This window comes from Pseudomonas sp. GLN_2 (genome assembly GCF_043106005.1).
Lineage (GTDB): Bacteria > Pseudomonadota > Gammaproteobacteria > Pseudomonadales > Pseudomonadaceae > Aquipseudomonas > Aquipseudomonas alloputida.
On record NZ_JBICMC010000010.1, the window covers coordinates 21,688 to 40,116 of the forward strand.

At 64.0% G+C, this 18,429-nt stretch carries 15 protein-coding genes; 13 read left to right on the plus strand and 2 right to left on the minus strand.

The genetic code is table 11. From position 1 onward, the window contains the following. Positions 1-328: 328 nt before the first annotated feature. The 5 genes from ACF8Q6_RS02725 to ACF8Q6_RS02745 all read left to right on the plus strand — a co-directional run bounded on the left by ACF8Q6_RS02725 (position 329) and on the right by ACF8Q6_RS02745 (position 6,318). The gene (locus ACF8Q6_RS02725; protein ID WP_392489554.1) at positions 329-1,009 is read left to right on the plus strand and encodes a hypothetical protein; all 681 of its coding nucleotides are present in this window, start codon (positions 329-331) and stop codon (positions 1,007-1,009) included. Between the two features lie 447 nt (positions 1,010-1,456). Then, positions 1,457-2,632, plus strand: a complete 1,176-nt coding sequence (locus ACF8Q6_RS02730) for a M20 aminoacylase family protein (protein ID WP_392489555.1) — start codon at positions 1,457-1,459, stop codon at positions 2,630-2,632. A gap of 83 nt (positions 2,633-2,715) precedes the next feature. After that, positions 2,716-4,026 carry a citrate-proton symporter gene (locus tag ACF8Q6_RS02735; protein ID WP_088513226.1) on the plus strand — a complete coding sequence of 437 codons (1,311 nt, stop codon included), beginning with the start codon at positions 2,716-2,718 and terminating at the stop codon, positions 4,024-4,026. After that, positions 4,023-5,480: an amidase gene (locus tag ACF8Q6_RS02740; RefSeq protein ID WP_143496013.1), complete on the plus strand. Its 1,458-nt coding sequence runs from the start codon at positions 4,023-4,025 to the stop codon at positions 5,478-5,480. The genes ACF8Q6_RS02735 and ACF8Q6_RS02740 overlap by 4 nt, the downstream gene beginning before the upstream one ends. 64 nt (positions 5,481-5,544) lie before the next feature. After that, positions 5,545-6,318, plus strand: coding sequence for an IclR family transcriptional regulator (locus tag ACF8Q6_RS02745; RefSeq protein ID WP_004576295.1), 774 nt, complete (start codon positions 5,545-5,547; stop codon positions 6,316-6,318). Between the two features lie 77 nt (positions 6,319-6,395). Here the strand turns inward: ACF8Q6_RS02745 and ACF8Q6_RS02750 are convergent, their stop codons facing one another. Further along, positions 6,396-7,268 (minus strand): helix-turn-helix domain-containing protein, encoded by an 873-nt coding sequence (locus ACF8Q6_RS02750; protein WP_392489556.1) that lies wholly within the window; start codon positions 7,266-7,268, stop codon positions 6,396-6,398. Positions 7,269-7,444: 176 nt separating this feature from the next. Between ACF8Q6_RS02750 and ACF8Q6_RS02755 the strand changes: the two genes are divergently transcribed. Genes ACF8Q6_RS02755 through ACF8Q6_RS02770 form a run of 4 tightly spaced genes read left to right on the plus strand, consistent with a single transcriptional unit; the run spans position 7,445 to position 11,740 of the window. Then, entirely contained in the window at positions 7,445-8,272 is an 828-nt protein-coding gene (locus tag ACF8Q6_RS02755) for an SDR family NAD(P)-dependent oxidoreductase (RefSeq protein ID WP_012052398.1), read from the plus strand. Further along, on the plus strand, positions 8,269-9,984 hold the full coding sequence (locus tag ACF8Q6_RS02760) for an FAD-dependent oxidoreductase (RefSeq protein ID WP_392489557.1): 1,716 nt from the start codon (positions 8,269-8,271) through the stop codon (positions 9,982-9,984). Before ACF8Q6_RS02755 ends, ACF8Q6_RS02760 begins: the two co-directional genes overlap by 4 nt. Then, a complete protein-coding gene (locus tag ACF8Q6_RS02765) occupies positions 9,984-10,310 on the plus strand; it encodes an NIPSNAP family protein (protein ID WP_004374204.1) in 327 nt (108 codons plus the stop codon). Before ACF8Q6_RS02760 ends, ACF8Q6_RS02765 begins: the two co-directional genes overlap by 1 nt. Before the next feature lie 44 nt (positions 10,311-10,354). After that, the gene (locus tag ACF8Q6_RS02770) at positions 10,355-11,740 is read left to right on the plus strand and encodes an MFS transporter (protein WP_392489558.1); all 1,386 of its coding nucleotides are present in this window, start codon (positions 10,355-10,357) and stop codon (positions 11,738-11,740) included. Here ACF8Q6_RS02770 and ACF8Q6_RS02775 read toward each other — a convergent pair. Then, positions 11,737-12,420 (minus strand): HAD family phosphatase, encoded by a 684-nt coding sequence (locus ACF8Q6_RS02775; RefSeq protein WP_004374207.1) that lies wholly within the window; start codon positions 12,418-12,420, stop codon positions 11,737-11,739. The genes ACF8Q6_RS02770 and ACF8Q6_RS02775 overlap by 4 nt on opposite strands. Before the next feature lie 91 nt (positions 12,421-12,511). On the opposite strand from ACF8Q6_RS02775, the gene lexA reads away from it, so the two are divergent. Genes lexA through ACF8Q6_RS02795 form a run of 4 tightly spaced genes read left to right on the plus strand, consistent with a single transcriptional unit; the run spans position 12,512 to position 18,251 of the window. Continuing rightward, positions 12,512-13,129 (plus strand): transcriptional repressor LexA, encoded by a 618-nt coding sequence (lexA, locus tag ACF8Q6_RS02780; RefSeq protein WP_012052394.1) that lies wholly within the window; start codon positions 12,512-12,514, stop codon positions 13,127-13,129. Next, entirely contained in the window at positions 13,129-13,749 is a 621-nt protein-coding gene (gene imuA / locus ACF8Q6_RS02785; RefSeq protein ID WP_004374214.1) for a translesion DNA synthesis-associated protein ImuA, read from the plus strand. Before lexA ends, imuA begins: the two co-directional genes overlap by 1 nt. 6 nt (positions 13,750-13,755) lie before the next feature. Next, positions 13,756-15,174 (plus strand): DNA polymerase Y family protein, encoded by a 1,419-nt coding sequence (locus ACF8Q6_RS02790; RefSeq protein WP_209966233.1) that lies wholly within the window; start codon positions 13,756-13,758, stop codon positions 15,172-15,174. Next, positions 15,171-18,251 (plus strand): error-prone DNA polymerase, encoded by a 3,081-nt coding sequence (locus tag ACF8Q6_RS02795; protein ID WP_392489559.1) that lies wholly within the window; start codon positions 15,171-15,173, stop codon positions 18,249-18,251. The genes ACF8Q6_RS02790 and ACF8Q6_RS02795 overlap by 4 nt, the downstream gene beginning before the upstream one ends. The last annotated feature ends 178 nt before the right edge of the window (positions 18,252-18,429 follow it).

Genomic DNA, 18,429 nt, shown 5'->3' on the forward strand with positions numbered 1-18,429 from the left:
CTTTTTTGGTGTTCGGATCTGATTTCGGATGTGCGGTCATGTGTTTTTAATTTAAAGCCCTATTGCAGGTGTTAGATGCTAAAAATTTGATCTTTAATAACTAATGGGTTGATTGCTAAACTACGAGCCGAACTTCCAAGGGTTGAGTGAAGTGGCAAATACTTCAAAAGGAGCAAAGTCTTTCACCGAGTGGGAGCTGTACAAGAAGGGGGATATTTCTGTTGGTCCGGCGTTTCGTTCTGCCATGGTAGATAAGGGCGCTAAATTAGAGTCGGAATTACAGCAATATGTCAATGGTTTGCTTTTGGGGTGTTGAGGTGATATGAAGATGAATTGGTCTGATTCTTTAAGGCTTCGTATTACAAGCGAGCTAAAGGGTTATGATGTGTATTTTTCAGCTGACGATGTTCCTCTTGAAGTCGACTTTCCCAAGCAGTGGCTTGGGTTTGGTTTTCTAGATAGTGAAAAAAAACATATTCCTGTGGAGTGGGCTGATTTTTCTGAGTTTTTGCCTTGGGTAAGCGCGTGGCTCGACAAATGCGTGTTAGGAACTGTTTTGGCAGTGAGTGATAGGCCGTATCTCATGTATGTATATGGCGAGGGTGGTGATTTGTATTTCTATATGGGCGGGGCTCCGCTAGGCGTTGAAGGGTCAGATCTCGATAGTTATTCCAGCCTTCCTGCGAGCTTCAGGCAGTTTTATTCAAGATTGCATAATGGCTTTGGGTTTTATATCGGTTGTACTATGGGGCCATCAAGGTTGGAAGATTTTGTTCCAATCAAGGATTTGTGCGATGAAGATTATCCGACGCTTCCTGATATGCTAGGAGTCTTTTCTAGCGGGGCTGGTGATTATTTGGTTTTGGGTGATGGCCCATTCAAAGGCAAGGCTTTTATCTGGTGGCATGAAAAGCCAGAAAGTCCCACAGAAGGAATCGATTTATGGAATGTTATGGACTCATGGATGTCAATTTTTTTGGAGAACTCTGACTCTAATGAGTACTGTTAGGTATAAATTTTTGCGAGAAGATTGAATACAGGCAGTGCATGCCGTAAGCCAGCGAGCCCAAGGGAAGTGGCTTTGCGCGAAACTTTCAGGCTAGGTGATGATTCGAAGACTATTTCTCGGCTAGCAGTTTCCAGTCGATTTCGTTTTCGCGACCTGATCGCCATAGGGCATGAGGGCGAGACGATGAATGAGGTTGGTATGTTCTCTAAAGGTGACTTATTGCAGTCCTTACGGAAACCTTCACCTACAACGTACAGCTTTACCTACGACTCCAGCTCCACACCCATTCCGCTTCTCCCCCCGACTGGTTCCGCTGGGCGGAACCACATTCGTTTGTGATCCCGCGTCACTCGCGCTTATCTGTGAGCCAAGCACGACCTGCCTCACCTGTCGTGACCTGAAGGCGAACAACAAGAACGGGAAACCACCCGCGCGAGGAGACTCCACATGTCCCGACATCAGCATATCCAGGCCTGGCTCGCCGACGTGGCCTGCGACCTGCACGCGATCCGTCACGATATCCACGCTCACCCGGAACTGGGCTTTGAAGAAAGCCGCACCTCGGCATTGGTCGCCCGACTGCTGGAGGCATGGGGCTATGAAGTGCACACCGGTATCGGCAAGACCGGCGTGGTCGGCGTGCTGCGCAATGGCAGTAGCCCCCGCCGGCTGGGCCTGCGCGCCGACATGGACGCGCTGCCCATCCACGAAGCATCGGGTGCGGCATACAGCAGCCAGCACCCAGGCTGCATGCACGCCTGTGGTCATGACGGGCACACCACCATGCTGCTTGGCGCCGCACGCTACCTGGCGGCCACCCGGCAGTTCGACGGCACGCTGACACTGATCTTCCAGCCGGCCGAGGAGGGCCAGGGCGGGGCCGAGGCGATGCTGGCCGACGGCCTGCTGGAGCGCTTCCCATGTGATGCGCTATTCGGCATGCACAACATGCCAGGGCTGCCGGCCGGGCACCTGGGGTTTCGTGAAGGGCCGATGATGGCTTCACAAGACCTGCTGACGGTGACCCTGGACGGGGTGGGTGGCCATGGCTCGATGCCGCACCTAGCCGTCGACCCGCTGGTGGCGGCCGCCAGTGTGGTGATGGCGCTGCAAACCGTGGTGGCGCGCAATATCGATGCGCAGGAGGCGGCAGTGGTTACCGTCGGCGCGTTACAGGCCGGCGAAGCGGCCAACGTGATCCCGCAACAGGCGCTGTTGCGCCTTAGCCTGCGCGCGCTGAACGCCGAGGTGCGGGCGCAGGCCCTTGAGCGGGTGCGGGCAATCATCGTCAGTCAGGCGGAGAGCTTTGGCTGCCGCGCCAGCATCGAGCACCGCCCGGCCTACCCGGTGCTGGTCAACCATGCCGCTGAAAACGCCTTTGCCACCCAGGTAGGGGTCGAGTTGCTGGGCGCCCAGGCGGTGGATGGCAACACCCGCAAGCTGATGGGCAGCGAAGACTTCGCCTGGATGCTGCAGCGCTGCCCGGGGGCCTACCTGTTCATCGGCAATGGTGTATCGCGGCCGATGGTGCACAACCCGGCCTACGACTTCAACGACGACATCCTGCTGACCGGCGCCGCCTATTGGGGCGCGCTGGCAGAGCGCTGGTTGGCACCTGCCTGATTGTCCCTTTTTGACCACTGCCGCTGGAACCCGGGCGCGATTGCGCCTGGGCGATCACCCAATCATTGTGTGGAGTGTTCCCTATGCAGACTTCGAGCACCGGCGTGTCGCGTACCCGGCAAGTGGTGGCCGCCGTTATCGGCAACGCCCTGGAATGGTATGACTTTATCGTGTATGGCTTTCTGGCCAGCATCATCGCCCGGCAGTTCTTCCCGTCCGACGACGCGTACGCCTCGCTGCTGATGGCCCTTGCCACCTTCGGCGTCGGTTTTTTCATGCGCCCTGTGGGCGGCGTGCTGCTGGGCATGTATTCCGACCGCAAGGGCCGCAAGGCGGCCATGCAGATGATCATCCGCCTGATGACCGTGTCCATCGCCATGATCGCCTTCGCGCCCGACTACCTGGCCATCGGCATGGCTGCGCCGCTGCTGATCGTGGTGGCGCGCATGCTGCAGGGCTTTGCCACCGGTGGTGAATACGCCAGCGCCACGGCGTTTCTGGTGGAAAGCGCGCCTGCCCACCGCAAGGGCCTGTATGGTTCGTGGCAATTGGTAGGGCAGTGCCTGGCGGTGTTTTCCGGGGCGGCAATGGTGGCGTTGGTTACCCACCTGTGCTCGCCTGAGGCGCTGGACAGCTGGGGCTGGCGCATCCCGTTCGTGCTGGGCCTGCTGATCGGGCCGGTCGGGCTGTGGATCCGCAAGCATATGGAGGAGCCTGAGGCGTTTGTCGAGGCGCGTCGCCATGCCAAGGGCCAGTCGCCCAGCCTGTGGCAGGTGCTGCGTGAACACCGGCGCAGCCTGCTGGTGTCGATGGGGTTGGCCTGCGGCGCGACGGTATCGTTCTACGTGGTGCTGGTGAACATGCCGACCTTCGCCCACAAAAGCCTAGGCCTGCCGCTGGACCAGGTGCTGCTGGTGCAGATGCTCGCCGTGGGGCTGATGACCCTCGTGATTCCGTTGTCCGGGGCGCTGTCTGACCGGCTGGGGCGGCGCCCGGTGCTGATGGCCTTCACCCTGACGTTCTTCGTGATGGTCTACCCACTGTATGTGTGGGTGGCCGCTGCGCCTTCCCTGGAGCGCCTGTTGGTCATGCAACTGCTGTTGTGCACGGCCATCGGTGGTTTCTTCGGCCCGGCGCCTACTGCCCTGGCCGAACAGTTCCCGGTCCAGGTGCGTTCCACCGGCGTGTCGGTGGCCTACAACGTGGCGGTGATGGTGTTCGGTGGCTTTGCCCCGTTGATCGTGACCTGGCTCACCCAGGTGCTCGGCACCCCAGTGGCGCCGGCGTTCTACGTGCTGTTTGCCTGCCTGCTGACATTGCTGGGCACCTATTGCCTGAAAGAAGCACCGCGGGCAGTCAAGCCTGCCGCCTTCAACCTTGGAGTAAAACCGTGAAGCCGCTAGCCATCGACCCCATTGTTGCCCTTGATGCCGAGGCACTGTCCCAGGCCATCCATGCCCGCCAGTTGTCATGCCGGGAGGTGATGCAGGCTTACCTGGGGCATGTCGAGCGCTTCAATCGGCAGGTCAATGCACTGGTCTCGCTGCGCCCGGCCGAAGTGCTGCTGGCCGAGGCCGAGACGCGTGACCGCGAACTGGCCTGTGGCCATTCGCGCGGCTGGATGCATGGTATGCCGCAGGCAATCAAGGACCTCGCCGCCACGGCCGGGCTGCGTACCACGCTCGGCTCGCCGCTGTTTGTCGAGCAGGTACCCGAGCAGGATGCGATCAGCGTGGCGCGGGTGCGGGCGAGCGGGGCATTGATCATGGGCAAGAGCAATGTGCCCGAGTTTGGCCTGGGCTCGCAAAGCTACAACCCCTTGTTTGGCACCACCACCAACGCCTACGACCCGTCGCGGGTGGCGGGTGGCAGCAGCGGTGGGGCTGCAGCGGCGCTGGCCATGCGCTTGCTGCCGGTGGCCGACGGCAGCGACATGATGGGCTCGCTGCGCAACCCGGCGGCGTTCAATAACCTGTTCGGCCTGCGCCCATCGCAGGGCCGCGTGCCGTATGGGCCTGCGCCCGAGCTGTTCGTGCAGCAGCTGGCCACAGAAGGGCCGATGGGCCGCAGTGTGGTCGACGTGGCGCGGCTGCTGTCGATACAGGCGGGTGTTGATGCCCGGGCGCCGCTGTCGCTGAGCGAAGGCCGGCGCGATTTTACCGTTGGCTTGCCGCGCGATTTTCGCGGTGTACGGGTGGGCTGGCTGGGCGACTACAACGGCTATCTGCCGATGGATGACGGGGTAATGAGCCTGTGCGAGTCGGCGCTGGCCGACTTTGCCGAGCTGGGCTGCCAGGTCGAGGCCTGCCAGCCGGCATTCGACCTGGCGCGCTTGTGGCAATGCTGGCTGACCCACCGCCACTTCCTGGTGCATGGCAACCTCAGCGCAGCCTATGCCGACCCCGGCAAGCGCCCATTGCTCAAGCCCGAAGCACAGTGGGAGGTGGAAGGTGGCTTGCAGCTGAGTGCGGCGGCGCTGTACCAGGCTTCGTTGGACCGCAGTGACTGGTACCGCGCCATGGGCAAGCTGTTCGAGCGTTACGACTTCCTGCTGTTGCCCTCGGCCCAGGTGTTCCCTTTCGATGCACGCCAGCCATGGCCGACGGTGGTCGGGGGGCGGGCAATGGACACCTACCACCGCTGGATGGAAGTGGTGATCGGGCCGACCTTGGCCGGCTTGCCGAGCATCAGCGTGCCGGTGGGGTTCAATGCTGCCGGGTTGCCCATGGGCCTGCAAATCATAGGCCCGGCGCAGGCCGACCATGCCGTGCTGCAGCTGGCGTATGCCCATGAACAGCTCACCCGCTGGGTGGTGCGCTGCCCGCCACAACGCCTGCTTGCGCCATGAAAGCACGGGCAGGCGCGGATCTTGCTGGCTATCCTGACCATCCCGCTACAAGGAGGTCATACCCATGGGTATCACGGCAGACAGCGGCGGCGTGCGTTCGGTGGAGCGGGCGCTGGCCATTGTCGACCTGCTGGGCGAACACCAGGCGTTGGGCCTGGAAGAACTGCACTACCTGACGGCGCTGCCCAAGGCCACGGTGTCGCGCATGATCGCCACCTTGCAGGCGCAAGGCTGGGTGTACCGCGGCCTTGCCGACCGGCGCTACCGGCTGTGCGCGCGACGCCTGTTCGGTGACCGCCAGTTGCGTTTCAAGCGGCGCCTGGTGGAAAGCGCAGCGCCCATGCTGCTGGAGCTGAGTGAGCGCACCGGGCTGGTCGCTGACCTGTCGTGTTTCGACGGCCAGCGGCTGGAGGTGATGGAAAGCGCCATCCCCCAGGTGCTGCGCAAGCGCTATCCGCTCACCAGTCAGATCGTTGGGCAGCATGCCAGCCTGTTTCATTCGGCAATGGGGCGGGCGTGCCTGGGGGAGCTGGCGGTGGACGAAGTGCAGCGCCTGGCGGCCCATGAGCGGCTGGGTGACGACGGGTTGTTGCGCGATATCGAAGAACAAGCGCACAAGGGCTTTGGTCAGCGCACCGAAGGCTACTGGGAATACCCGGTGCGCCTGCCGTTCCTGATCCGCGCCATTGCCTTGCCGGTACATGCCGAAGGGCGCCTGGTCGGCAGCATTGCCTTGCAATGGCCGCTGGATCAGGCGCCGGTGGAGCGGGTGTCGAGCCTGCACCTGAGCAGTTTGGCGACCACGGTGGGGGAAGTGCAGCGGGCCTTGGCTGTTTGATGTTTCCTGCACGGGTTTCTTCGCGGGTAAGCCACAGACGCGTGCATTGCCAGTACCGCCCACAGAACCTGCGGGCGTTACTGGCCCTCTCGAAATCCGCTAGGGCTCACCCCCGCCTGCTTGCGAAAGAACCGGCTGAAATACCCGACATCGGCAAACCCCAGTTCATGAGCGATCTCTTTCACGCTCAGGCTCGAATGCCCGAGCATGCGCTTGGCCTCCAGCACCAGTCGGGCATTGATCACATTCATCGGCGTCATGCCCAGGTGTTCCTGGCACAACCGCCCCAACGTCACCAGGGTCATGCCCAACGCGGCGGCGTATTCCGCCAGTGGCCAGTGCGCGCGGTAGTGCATGTCTACCAGCTCGCGAAAAGCCGTTAGTTGCTGGCTGCGTCTTGATACTGGGCGCTGCTCACCTGCGGGCATGTACGGCTCATGGCGCAGGACATGGATCATCAGTGCCAGCAATAGCGCCATGCTGCTGGCCACATGCTCGCGGGCGCGGTTGTGGTATTCCTCGCGCAGGGCCCGAAACAGGGGCAACAACGGGTCTTCATCGGCGGCCCAGTGGGGCAGGGCAATCACCTGTGGTTTGCGCAGTTGCACCCGCACGTTGGGTGCCAGCACCTGGGCGATGCTATCCAGCGGGTGCTGCGCAGCCGTGATTACCTGGCCTTCTACCTGGCTGGCCCAATGAAATCCATGCACCACCTGCGCCGGGACGTACACCACGCAGGGTGCATGAACCTGAAACCGGTCACTGTCGAACAGCACCTCGCCGCCACCGCTTTGCAGGTACAACAGCTGCAGCAAGCCTTCGTGACGGTGTGCGGCAATCTCCCAGTTGTGCGCGCCAGAGCGCTGGGATATCTGCTCCACATGCAAGGCTTCGTGCCACACCGGCTGCGCGGTTTCACCGTACAGGGCGTAATTGGGGATCTTGTTCATGGTGTTGTAATTGTTCTGTTCAGTACCCGCTACTGTGCCATAGCTGCCCGCAGGCTTCAGGGCGCAGTGGGCAAATTGACGGGAATGTGGGGCTGGTTGCAGGTTTTGTCCATTCTGCCGGTGGGCCTGCCGGCCATAGCCTGTTGCCCAGAACAAGCAACGCTCTGGAGAACAGCATGCACAACAACAAGATCCTTTCTCAGTGGCTAGGCCTGGAGTCGGCCGTATGCGTGGTGACCGGCGCGGCCGGCGGCATTGGCGCAGCGTTGGCCGCAGCCTTGGTGGAGCAGCAGGCCCACGTGGTGCTGCTTGACCGCGACCTGGACAAATGCCGCGAACTGGCGGCCACCCTGGGGGAACACAGTGCAGGCGAAGTCAGTGCCCTGGCCTGCGACATTGCCGACCCGGCCAGCGTGGAGCAGGCTGCGGCCCAGGTACAGGCGCTGCATGGGCGCTGCGATGTACTGGTCAACAATGCCAGCGTGCTGCGCCCCGGTGCGCTGGACACGCTAAGCCTGGAACAATGGAACCAGGTGCTGGCGGTCAACCTCAGTGGCTACCTTTTGTGTGCCCAGGCCTTTGGCCGTTCCATGCTGGACTGTGGCCAGGGCCGTATCGTGCATGTGGCCTCGATTGCAGCCCATTACCCGCAACCCAACAGTGGCGCTTACAGCGCGGCGAAGGCAGGCGTCAGCATGTTGTCGCGGCAGATCGCCGTGGAATGGGGGCCGCGCGGTGTGCGCAGCAACGCCGTATGCCCGGGTTTGATCCGCACGCCATTGTCGGCGGCGTTCTATGCCGACCCACAGGTGGCGCGCCGGCGTAGCGCCATGACCGCCAACCAGCGCATCGGTGAGCCGCAAGACATCGCCGAAGCCGTGCTGTTTCTGGCCAGCCGCCGCGCCGACTATATCAACGGCGCCGAGCTGACCGTGGATGGCGGACTGGAAAGCATGCCCATGGCACTGATCCCGCGCCCTGGCTTCGAGGGGGCAGGCCAATGAATACGCGTAGCTGCGATGTACTGGTCATCGGTGCGGGGGCTGGCGGCCTGGCGACAGCCATCACGGCCAAAAAGCTTGGCCTGGATGTGATCGTCATCGAAAAGGAGGCGTGCTTCGGCGGCACCACGGCGTTTTCCGGCGGCGTGCTGTGGGTGCCGGGCACCCGGCACGGGGGCAATGACAGCCAAGCAGCGGCCATGACCTACCTGCGCAACGAAACCGGTGCCTGCTTCGATGCGCCCGGGGTGGAGGCATTCTTGCGCTACGCGCCGCAGATGGTTGAGTTTTTCGAGCGCGAGACGGCAGTCAAGTTCGTGCCCACGCTGTACCCCGATTATCACCCGCAGGTGGAAGGCGGCGTCGATGTGGGCCGCTCGATACTGGCCGCACCTTACGACATCCGTGGTCTGGGGCCCGACATGGCGCGGCTGCGCCCGCCGCTGAAGACCATCACCTTCATCGGCATGATGTTCAACTCGTCGAATGCCGACCTCAAGCACTTCTTCAATGTCACCCGTTCGTTGACCTCGTTCGCCTACGTGGCCAAACGCCTGCTGACCCATTTGAAGGAGCTGGCCTTGTACCGACGCGGCACCCAGGTCACCAGTGGCAATGCCCTGGCGGCACGGCTGGTACGCTCGGCACTGGACCTGGGCATTCCGATTCTCACAGGCACCCCGGCGCGGCAGTTGCTGCGCGAAGGGGCGCGGGTAGTGGGGGCGGTGACCGGGCAGGCCGGCAGCGAGCAGCGCATCGAAGCCCGGCGTGGGGTGGTGCTGGCCTGTGGCGGTTTCTCCCATGACCTGCAACGGCTGCGCCAGGCCTACCCGCATGTACGGCGTGGCGGCGAGCATTTTTCACCGGTGCCAGCGGGCAACACCGGCGATGGTGCGCGCATGGCCGAGGCGCTGGGAGCAAAGGTCGATATCTGCCTGCAGGCACCTGCAGCCTGGATGCCGGTATCGAAGGTGCCGGTGGGTGGTGGGCGGCATATTGCCTTTCCGCACTTGCTCGACCGCTACAAGCCGGGTGTGATCGGCGTGCTGCGTTCGGGGCAGCGATTCACCAATGAGTCGAATGCCTACCACGACGTAGGCGCAGCGCTGATCGAGGCGTGTTCCGACCAGGCAGAAACCGCCATGTGGCTGGTATGCGACCGCCGCACCCTGGCCAAATACGGGCTGGGCTTTGCCAAGCCTGCGCCGATGCCGCTGGGGCCATTGCTGCGCAACGGTTACCTGCTCAAGGGCCAGACCCTGGCGGAGTTGGCCGGCAAGGCCGGTATCGATGCGCAAGGGCTGGAGCAGACTGTGCGCGAGTACAACCTTGGCGCTGTCCACGGTGAAGACCGTCAGTTCGGCCGCGGCAGCACCAGCTTCAATCGCTACCTGGCCGACCCGCAGCAACAACCCAACCCGTGCGTAGCGCCGGTTGGCGAGGGACCGTACTTTGCCGTGAAAGTCATCATGGGCGATCTGGGCACTTTCGACGGGCTGCGCACCCGTGTGACCGGTGAAGTGTTGGCGGCCGACGGGCAAGTCATCGACGGCCTGTATGCGGTGGGTAACGACCGCGCCAGCATCATGGGCGGCAACTACCCCGGGGCGGGCATCACCCTGGGGCCGATCATGACCTTTGCCTACATCACCGGGCGCCATCTGGCGGGTGTCGAGCAGGGGCTGGCGGCGGGCAACGCACGGGAGGTGGCGTGATGGACAAGCCTGTGGTCGACCACCGCATCTACACCATTCGCCCGCGCGGCATGGCGGCCTTTCTCGAGGCGTTCGACCAGCTGGCGATGCCGATCCTGCTGCGCCACCTCGGTGCACCCCTGGCGTTTTACACCAGCAGCATCGGGCCGTTGAACCAGGTGGTGCACTTGTGGGGCTATGACAGCCTCGATGACTTCGAGAAGCGCAGCGCAGCGCGGGATGCCGACCCGGACTTTGCCGCGTACCTGCATGCCACCCGCGACCTGGTGGTGGCTCAGGAAACACGCATCATAAGGCCTGTGCGCTTACCCAGCCTTTTCCACTAGGGCTGCGACAAACACCGTCATAAAAACAACAACAGGTGATACCTATGAACAACACACTCGACGTGCGCCAACTGATCGACCAGCAACCCATCGGCCGCTACCAGAAATGGGTGGTGTTCCTCGGCTTTCTCATCATCGCCCTGGACGGCCTGGACGTCGCCATCATCGGCTTCATTGCCCCGCAATTGAAAAGCGATTGGGGCCTGGATGCGCAAAGTCTGGGCCCGGTATTGAGCGCCGCGTTGATCGGCCTGGCACTTGGCGCCTTGATTGCCGGCCCCTTGGCGGACCGTTACGGGCGCAAGGCGGTGTTGCTGTGCAGCGTGCTGCTGTTCGGCCTCTGGACACTGGCCTCGGCCTTTTCACCCAACCTGGAAGCCCTGGTCGCGTTGCGCTTTCTGACCGGCCTGGGCCTGGGCGCAGCCATGCCCAATGCCAGCACCCTGGTCAGCGAGTATGCCCCGGCACGCAGCCGCTCGCTGCTCATTACCCTGGCATTCTGCGGGTTCTCCCTGGGCGCAGCGGCAGGTGGCTTCGTCAGCGCCTGGATGATTCCGAACCTGGGCTGGCGCAGTGTCCTGGCATTGGGTGGGGTGTTGCCGCTAATGGTCCTGCCGTTGCTGTATTGGCGCCTGCCGGAATCGGTGACGTTCCTGGTCAGCAAGGGGGCGGACCGCAAGCGCATTCTGGCCATTGTCCGTCGCCTGGCACCTGAGCATGTCAACGCCGACACGACCTTTGTCTTGCCCGGTAAAGCCCAGGCTGCAGGCGGTGCAATCGGCACTATCCTCTCTGCGCGGTATCGCTTTGGTACCTGCATGCTCTGGGGCGGGTACGTGCTGGCGCTGTTCCTGGTCTATCTGTTCAGCGGCTGGTTGCCGACGCTGGTGAAGGAGGGGGGCGGGTTTTCGGTGGCCGAAGCGGCCATCGTCACCGCCTGTTTCCAGATTGGCGGCCCGTTGGGCGCGATTTCGGTGGGTTGGGCCATGGATCGCTACCCGGCGCAGCGCGTGCTGGTACTGACCTTCCTGTTCAGTGGTGCGGTAATTTTTGCAATTGGTCAGGTCGCTGCGGACTTCGCCTGGTTGTGCGCGGTTGCGAGCGCTGTAGGCTTTGGCCTTAATGGGGCAAGTGTTGGCATGAATGCACTGGCGGCGGCTTTTTACCCGACTGAAGCACGGGCGACCGGGGCCAGCTGGATGAGCGGCATCGGGCGCCTGGGTGCGATTCTCAGTGCCTTTGCCGGGGCACAGATGCTGGCGCTGGGCTGGAGTTTTGCCCAGGTGTTCGCTTCGTTGTTGCTACCCGCAGGGTTGGCGGCTTTGGCGGTATGGCTGCAGGGGCGAAATGCGGCGTCACGGCTTAGCGTTCCAGGCTGTACATCCGGCACCCCGGCTGCAGCGCCAGCAGGTTCGGCTCCCGCTCCCTAGCCTTCGGGAACACACCCCCTGTCTGAAGCCATACGCTCGATCAACGCCCACAACGCCGCATCATTGAAATCGTCGACAACCAGCCTGGCGCCCGCCGCCAGCAACCGCTCCGGGGTCTGCGTCGTGGCCACGCCCACGGTAAAGATCCCCGCGCCACTGGCCGCGGCCGTCCCCGGCAATGAGTCCTCGAAGGCCAGCGCTTGCCCGGCCTCGGCACCCAGCCGCTGCAGGCCGGTGAGGTAGGGCAGCGGGTCCGGTTTGGGCCGTGCCAGTTCTTCGGCCACCAGCACATGTTCAAAGTGCTGGCCAAGGCCCATGGCGTTCAGCATGTGCTCGGCGTTCAGCCGCGGTGCGTTGGTCACCACGCACATGCCGATGTCATGGGCCTGGGCATGCTCCAGCAGGCGCAACAGGCCTGGCATTGGCTCAAGCGACGGCGACATCGCACGAAACAGCGCTTCCTTGCGGTCGGCCAACGCCTGGCACTGTTCGACGCTGGCGCCGCTGAACAGCTCGGCGAACAGCTCGCCGTTGGCGCGGCCGCTGACCTGGGCGTCGAACTGCGCCTGGCTCAGCTCGCGGCCGTCGTGTTCGCGCAGCAGTTGGCGAAAGGCCTGCAGGTGCAAGGTGTCAGTGTCGGTGAGGGTCCCGTCAAGGTCGAACAGCAGGGCGGTCAGCATGGGATATCCAGATGAAAAAACACAAGCCAGGGGATCATAACCAAAGCTGACGACGAAGGGGGCTGTTCAGCGTGCTCCGAAAAGAGTACAAATGTGCTCCATGGACACTCTTACCCCCAAACGCCGCGCCATTTTCGAATTCATCCGTGAGCGCATTGCCGAGCATGGTCAGCCGCCGAGCCTGGCCGATATCGCCACGCGCTTCGGTTTTGCCTCGCGCAGCGTTGCGCGCAAGCACATCACCGCCCTGTGCCAGGCCGGTTACATCGATGTCACGCCAAACCAGGCCCGGGGCATACGCCTGGCCGAACCGCTGCGCCGGCCGGAAATCCTCGAAATACCCGTGCTGGGCCAGGTGGCGGCGGGTGCCCCCATCGGCCCGGACCTGGACATCCACGAGCAGTTGCTGCTCGACCCCAGCCTGTTCCGCCGTACCCCCGACTACCTGCTGAAGGTGCGGGGCGACTCGATGATCGACGACGGCATCTTTGACGGTGACCTGGTCGGCATCCTGCAACAGGCTGACGCCCGCGACGGGCAAATCGTGGTTGCGCGCCTGGACGGCGAAGTGACCATCAAACGCCTGCAACGCCAAGGCGGCACTTACCGGCTGTTGCCACGTAACCCGGCCTATGCGCCGATCGATGTGCAGCCCGAACAGGACTTTTTCATCGAAGGCGTGTTCTGCGGCTTGCTGAGGCGCGACTGATGGGCGCCGTGGTCGACCTCGACAGGCTGCTGGAACAGCGCCGGGTATGGCGCGGCCGGCAGGCCCAGGCGCGGCCACTCGGGCTGCAGCCCACCGGCCATGCGGCCCTCGACGAACGTTTGCCGGAAGGTGGCTGGCCGGCGGCAGCACTGAGCGAGCTGTTGCTGGCCAACCCCGGCTGTGGCGAATTGCAGTTGCTGTGGCCAACCCTGGCCCGGCTGAGTGCAGAAGCCAGCAGAGTGGTGCTGGTGGCTCCACCCTTCATCCCTTTTGCACCGGCCTGGCAGGCAGCGGGGGTGGACCTGCGCTGGCTGGTACAGGTGGATGCCGAGCCTGCCGATGCCCTGTGGGCTGCCGAACAGTGCCTGCGCTCGGGCAGTTGCGCGGCGGTGCTGTGCTGGCCGGAACGTGCCGATGACCGCGCCCTGCGGCGCTTGCAGGTAGCGGCCGAAACCGGGCAGGCACTGGCGTTCGCCTGCAGGCCGCAGCAGGCGTCGCACAACCCTTCACCCGCAGCGCTGCGCATTGCAGTCGACACACGCCCGGCGCAATGGCGCGTGCTGAAAAGCCGGGGTGGCATGCCACCCGCGCTGCCAATACCCTGCCCGGGGCGGGGCTGATGCACCATGCTCTGGGCCTGCATCCTGCTCCCGCAGCTTGCGCTGGACACCGTCCTGCGTGAGCGTGACGACCCTGACACGCCTTTGGTGCTGATTGGCGGGCCGACCCAGCGTCGCCTGTTGCAGGCAGTCAACCCGGCGGCCGCTGCACTGGGCCTGCGGGCCGGGCAAACCCTGACCGCAGCGCGTGCCCTGGCCGATGGCTTCACCTGCGTCGAAGCTGACCCCAAACGCATCGATCAGGTGCAACAGTTGCTGGCGGCCTGGGCCTACCGCTTCAGTGCCCAGGTCAGCCTGCATTACCCTCGGGCGCTGCTGCTGGAAGTGGGCTCCAGCCTGCAACTGTTCGGGCCCTGGCCCTTGTTCGAGGCACGTCTGCGTCAGGAACTGGCAGAACTGGGCCTGCGTCAACGCATTGTCCTGGCCAGCAACCCGGTGGCTGCTCGCATGCTCGCCAATGGCCACGATGGCCTGGCCGTGGGCGATGTCGACGCCACCCGAGCGGCGCTGCTTGGCATGCCCATCACGCGCGTCGGCCTGCCGGCAGAGGCGGCCGAAGCGTTTGCCCGCATGGGCTTGCACCAGCTGGGCCAGGTTTTGGCCTTGCCGCGCGATACCTTGGCCAGGCGCTTTGCGGCCCAGGTGCAGCTGCACCTCGACCAGTTGCTCGGCCTGCGCAACCTGGGGCTGGATTTCTACCAGCCACCGGACCGTTTCGAAACCCGGCTGGAACTCAATTTCGACGTCGAGTCGCACCAGGCGCTGTTGTTCCCGCTGCGGCGCATGCTCAACGACCTTGCTGCATTTCTGGCCGGGCGAGACTGTGGCGTGCAGCGCTTCTGTCTGCATCTGGAGCACGCCGAGGGGCCGGATACCCTGCTCAAGGTGGGTTTGCTGGCGGCCGAACGCGATGCTGCGATGCTGTTCGAGCTGGCCCGTGGGCGCCTTGAGCCGCTGCGCATACCCGCACCGGTGCGCAACCTGCGGCTGGTTGCCGAAGACTTGCCACCCTTTGTGCCACAGCATCAGGCGTTGTTCGACCCGCGCGCGCAACAGGCGCAACCCTGGGCACAATTGCGCGAGCGGTTGCGCGCCCGCCTGGGGGATGAGGCCGTCAAGGGGCTTGGCGCAGCCGCCGATCACCGCCCGGAATGCGCCTGGCAGTTGGCGGAGCAGGGTGCCCAAGGCAACATGCCCGTTGCACCGGGTAGCCGCCCGGGGTGGCTGTTGTCGGCACCGATCGCGCTGGATGACGCCGCCTACCAGGTGCAGGGCTATGCCGAACGCATCGAATCAGGTTGGTGGGATGGCGGCGATGTGCGTCGCGACTACTACCGCATCGAAACCCGCGACGGCCTGCGCGGCTGGGCCTACCGCGACCTGAGCCAGGCCGGCCCGCTTTGGCTGCAGGGTTGGTTCGCATGAACACCCCGGGTTATGCCGAGCTGCATTGCCTTTCCAACTTCAGCTTCCAGCGCGGTGCATCGAGCGCCGACGAGCTGTTCCGGCGTGCGCGCGAGCAGGGCTACCAGGCCTTGGCAATCACTGACGAATGCACGCTGGCCGGTATCGTGCGCGCCTGGCAGGCAGCCAAGGTGCACCAGTTGCGGCTGATCGTTGGCAGCGAGGTGCAATTGTGCGACGGGCCCAAGCTGGTGCTGCTGGTCGAGAACCTGACCGGCTACCAGAACCTGTGCGCGCTGATCACCCGTGCCCGGCGGCGGGCAGAGAAGGGGGCGTACCAGCTGTTTCGTGATGACTTGCTGCTGCACCATCAAGGCCTGCTGGCCTTGTGGGTGGCCGCTGACAGTGGCGATACCGCTACCGGCGCGTGGCTGCGCAGTGTGTTCGCTGAGCGCCTGTGGCTGGCCGTGCACCTGCACCGGGGCAGTGACGATGCCATGCGCCTGCAACGGTTGCGGGCACTGGCGGCTGATGTGGGTATCCGCGCCGTGGCCTGTGGCGACGTGCACATGCACGTGCGTGGTCGCCGTGCCTTGCAGGACTGCATGACTGCCATCCGCCAGCATTGCCAGGTGAGCGAGGCCGGGCGCTTTCTGTTTGCCAATGGCGAACGGCACCTGCGCAGCCAGGCGCAACTGGCCGAGTTGTATCCGCTCGACCTGCTGGCCGAGACCCTGGTCATTGCCCGGCGCTGCCAGTTTGACCTGAGCGAACTGAACTACCAGTACCCACGCGAACTGGTGCCCGAGGGGCATACCCCGGCAAGCTGGCTGCGCGAACTGTGCGAGCAAGGCATGCCGCTGCGCTGGCCAGACGGGCCGAGTGGCAAAGTGCGGGCTGTGCTTGCCAAGGAACTGGGGCTGATCGAAGAGCTGGGTTACGAAAGCTACTTCCTGACGGTGCACGACATTGTCGCCTTCGCCCGCAGCCAGCGCATCCTATGCCAGGGCCGGGGGTCGGCAGCCAACTCGGTGGTGTGCTTCGTGCTGGGCATCACCGAGCTTGACCCCATGAAACACCACCTGCTGTTCGAGCGCTTCCTGTCGCGCGAGCGCAACGAGCCGCCGGACATCGACGTGGACTTCGAGCACGACCGGCGCGAGGAGGTGATCCAGTATGTGTTCCGTCGCTATGGCCGGCACCGGGCGGCGCTCACTGCGGTAGTCAACACCTACCATGCCGCCGGTGCGGTGCGGGATGTGGCGCGGGTGCTGGGGCTACCTGCCGACCAGGTGGATGCCCTGGCCAAATGCTGTGGCCGCTGGAGCGATCGCATACCCGATGACCAGCGCCTGGCCGAAGCCGGTTTCGAAGCGGGCAGCCCTTCGCTGCGGCGGGTGCTGGTGCTGGCCGGCGAACTGATCGGCTTCCCTCGGCACCTGTCACAGCACCCGGGCGGTTTTGTCATCTCCCAGCAACCGCTCGACCAGCTGGTGCCGGTGGAGAATGCCGCGATGCCGGAGCGCACGGTGATCCAGTGGGACAAGGATGACCTGGACATGGTTGGCCTGCTCAAGGTCGACGTACTGGCGTTGGGCATGCTCAGCGCCTTGCGCCGCTGCTTCGACCTGCTGCAGCACCACCGTGGCCGGCACCTGACCCTGGCGACCATCCCCAGCGAAGACCCGGCCACCTACGCCATGATCAGCCGTGCCGAGACCATGGGCGTTTTCCAGATCGAGTCACGCGCGCAAATGGCCATGTTGCCGCGGCTGCGGCCCCAAAAGTTCTACGACCTGGTGATTGAGGTCGCCATCGTCCGCCCCGGGCCGATTCAGGGTGACATGGTGCACCCGTACCTGCGCCGGCGCCTGAAGCAGGAACCGGTGACGTATCCGTCGCCGCAACTGAAGGAAGTGTTCGAACGTACCTTGGGCGTGCCGCTGTTCCAGGAGCAGGTGATGGAACTGGCGATGGTCGCGGCCGACTATACCCCGGGCGAGGCCGACCAGTTGCGCCGCAGCATGGCAGCCTGGAAGCGCCACGGCGGCCTGGAACCGCACCGCGAACGGCTGGTGCAGGGCATGTTGCGCAATGGTTACACGCTGGCGTTTGCCGAGCGCATCTTCGAGCAGATCAAGGGGTTTGGCAGCTATGGCTTCCCTGAGTCGCATGCGGCCAGCTTTGCCTTGCTGTGCTATGCCAGCAGTTGGCTGAAGTGCCATGAGCCGGCGATCTTCACCTGTGCGTTGGTCAACAGTTGGCCGATGGGCTTCTACAGCCCTGATCAGCTGCTGCAAGAGGCTCGCCGCCAAGGTATCGAGGTACGGCCGGTTGATGTCTGCCACAGCGACTGGGACTGCACCCTGGAGCCTGATGCTGAAGGCACCCTGGCCATTCGCATGGGCCTGCGACTGGTGCGTGGCCTGGCCGAAGCCGATGCCAGGCGCGTGCAGCAGGCGAGGGCGCAGCGGCCGTGGCGCAACGTCGAAGACCTGTGCCTGCGCGCCGGCCTGGACGCACGGGCCCGTGCCCGCCTGGCTGATGGCGGGGCGCTGCGCGCCTTGGCCAGCGATCGGCATCAGGCGCGCTGGCAGGTGGCGGCGGTGCAGCCGCAGCTGCCGTTGTTCGCCGATGTGCAGGCCTTGCCTGAAGAGCCGGTGCAATTACCCGTGCCAACCGTGGGCGAGGACCTGATGGCCGATTATCAAACCCTCGGCACTACGCTTGGCCCACATCCACTGGCCCTGTTGCGCGCTCGCCTGAGGGCACTGGGGTGTCGCAGCTCCAGTGAATTGGAGGGTGTGGAGCATGGCGACAACATTGCCGTGGCCGGGCTGGTGGTGGGCCGGCAACGGCCTCAAACCGCCAGCGGTGTGACCTTCGTTACTTTGGAAGACGAGCATGGCATGGTCAACGTGGTGGTGTGGCGTGCGCTGGCCGAACGGCAGCGGCGGGCGCTGGTGGGTTCGCAGTTGCTCAAGGTCAGTGGGCGGTTGGAGCAGGAGAATGGGGTGCGGCACCTGATTGCGCGGCGGTTGGAGGATGTGAGTCCGCTGCTGCAAGGGCTGGATGTGCGCAGCCGGGATTTTCACTGACCCCCAACGCTCGGTACTTGCGCGGTTCCCTGTGGGAGCGGGCGAGCCCGCGAAGCAGCCACCGCGTTGCAGGGCACCGGCCTTGCCGGTGTTCGCGGGCATGCCCCACATTGACCGCCTGCAACCTTGAGCCTGCCCCAGCCATTCACCGGCCACAGTGCGTTATACCGTGGTCGAC

What these genes read in the sequence shown, in the direction of transcription:
- ACF8Q6_RS02730 (WP_392489555.1), top strand. Translation starts at nt 1,457, where the DNA reads ATGTCCCGACATCAGCATATCCAGGCCTGGCTCGCCGACGTGGCCTGC.
- ACF8Q6_RS02750 (WP_392489556.1), bottom strand. Translation starts at nt 7,268, where the DNA reads ATGAACAAGATCCCCAATTACGCCCTGTACGGTGAAACCGCGCAGCCG.
- lexA (WP_012052394.1), top strand. Translation starts at nt 12,512, where the DNA reads ATGTGCTCCATGGACACTCTTACCCCCAAACGCCGCGCCATTTTCGAA.
- ACF8Q6_RS02760 (WP_392489557.1), top strand. Translation starts at nt 8,269, where the DNA reads ATGAATACGCGTAGCTGCGATGTACTGGTCATCGGTGCGGGGGCTGGC.
- ACF8Q6_RS02765 (WP_004374204.1), top strand. Translation starts at nt 9,984, where the DNA reads ATGGACAAGCCTGTGGTCGACCACCGCATCTACACCATTCGCCCGCGC.
- imuA (WP_004374214.1), top strand. Translation starts at nt 13,129, where the DNA reads ATGGGCGCCGTGGTCGACCTCGACAGGCTGCTGGAACAGCGCCGGGTA.
- ACF8Q6_RS02725 (WP_392489554.1), top strand. Translation starts at nt 329, where the DNA reads ATGAATTGGTCTGATTCTTTAAGGCTTCGTATTACAAGCGAGCTAAAG.
- ACF8Q6_RS02790 (WP_209966233.1), top strand. Translation starts at nt 13,756, where the DNA reads ATGCTCTGGGCCTGCATCCTGCTCCCGCAGCTTGCGCTGGACACCGTC.
- ACF8Q6_RS02745 (WP_004576295.1), top strand. Translation starts at nt 5,545, where the DNA reads ATGGGTATCACGGCAGACAGCGGCGGCGTGCGTTCGGTGGAGCGGGCG.
- ACF8Q6_RS02770 (WP_392489558.1), top strand. Translation starts at nt 10,355, where the DNA reads ATGAACAACACACTCGACGTGCGCCAACTGATCGACCAGCAACCCATC.
- ACF8Q6_RS02755 (WP_012052398.1), top strand. Translation starts at nt 7,445, where the DNA reads ATGCACAACAACAAGATCCTTTCTCAGTGGCTAGGCCTGGAGTCGGCC.
- ACF8Q6_RS02795 (WP_392489559.1), top strand. Translation starts at nt 15,171, where the DNA reads ATGAACACCCCGGGTTATGCCGAGCTGCATTGCCTTTCCAACTTCAGC.
- ACF8Q6_RS02775 (WP_004374207.1), bottom strand. Translation starts at nt 12,420, where the DNA reads ATGCTGACCGCCCTGCTGTTCGACCTTGACGGGACCCTCACCGACACT.
- ACF8Q6_RS02735 (WP_088513226.1), top strand. Translation starts at nt 2,716, where the DNA reads ATGCAGACTTCGAGCACCGGCGTGTCGCGTACCCGGCAAGTGGTGGCC.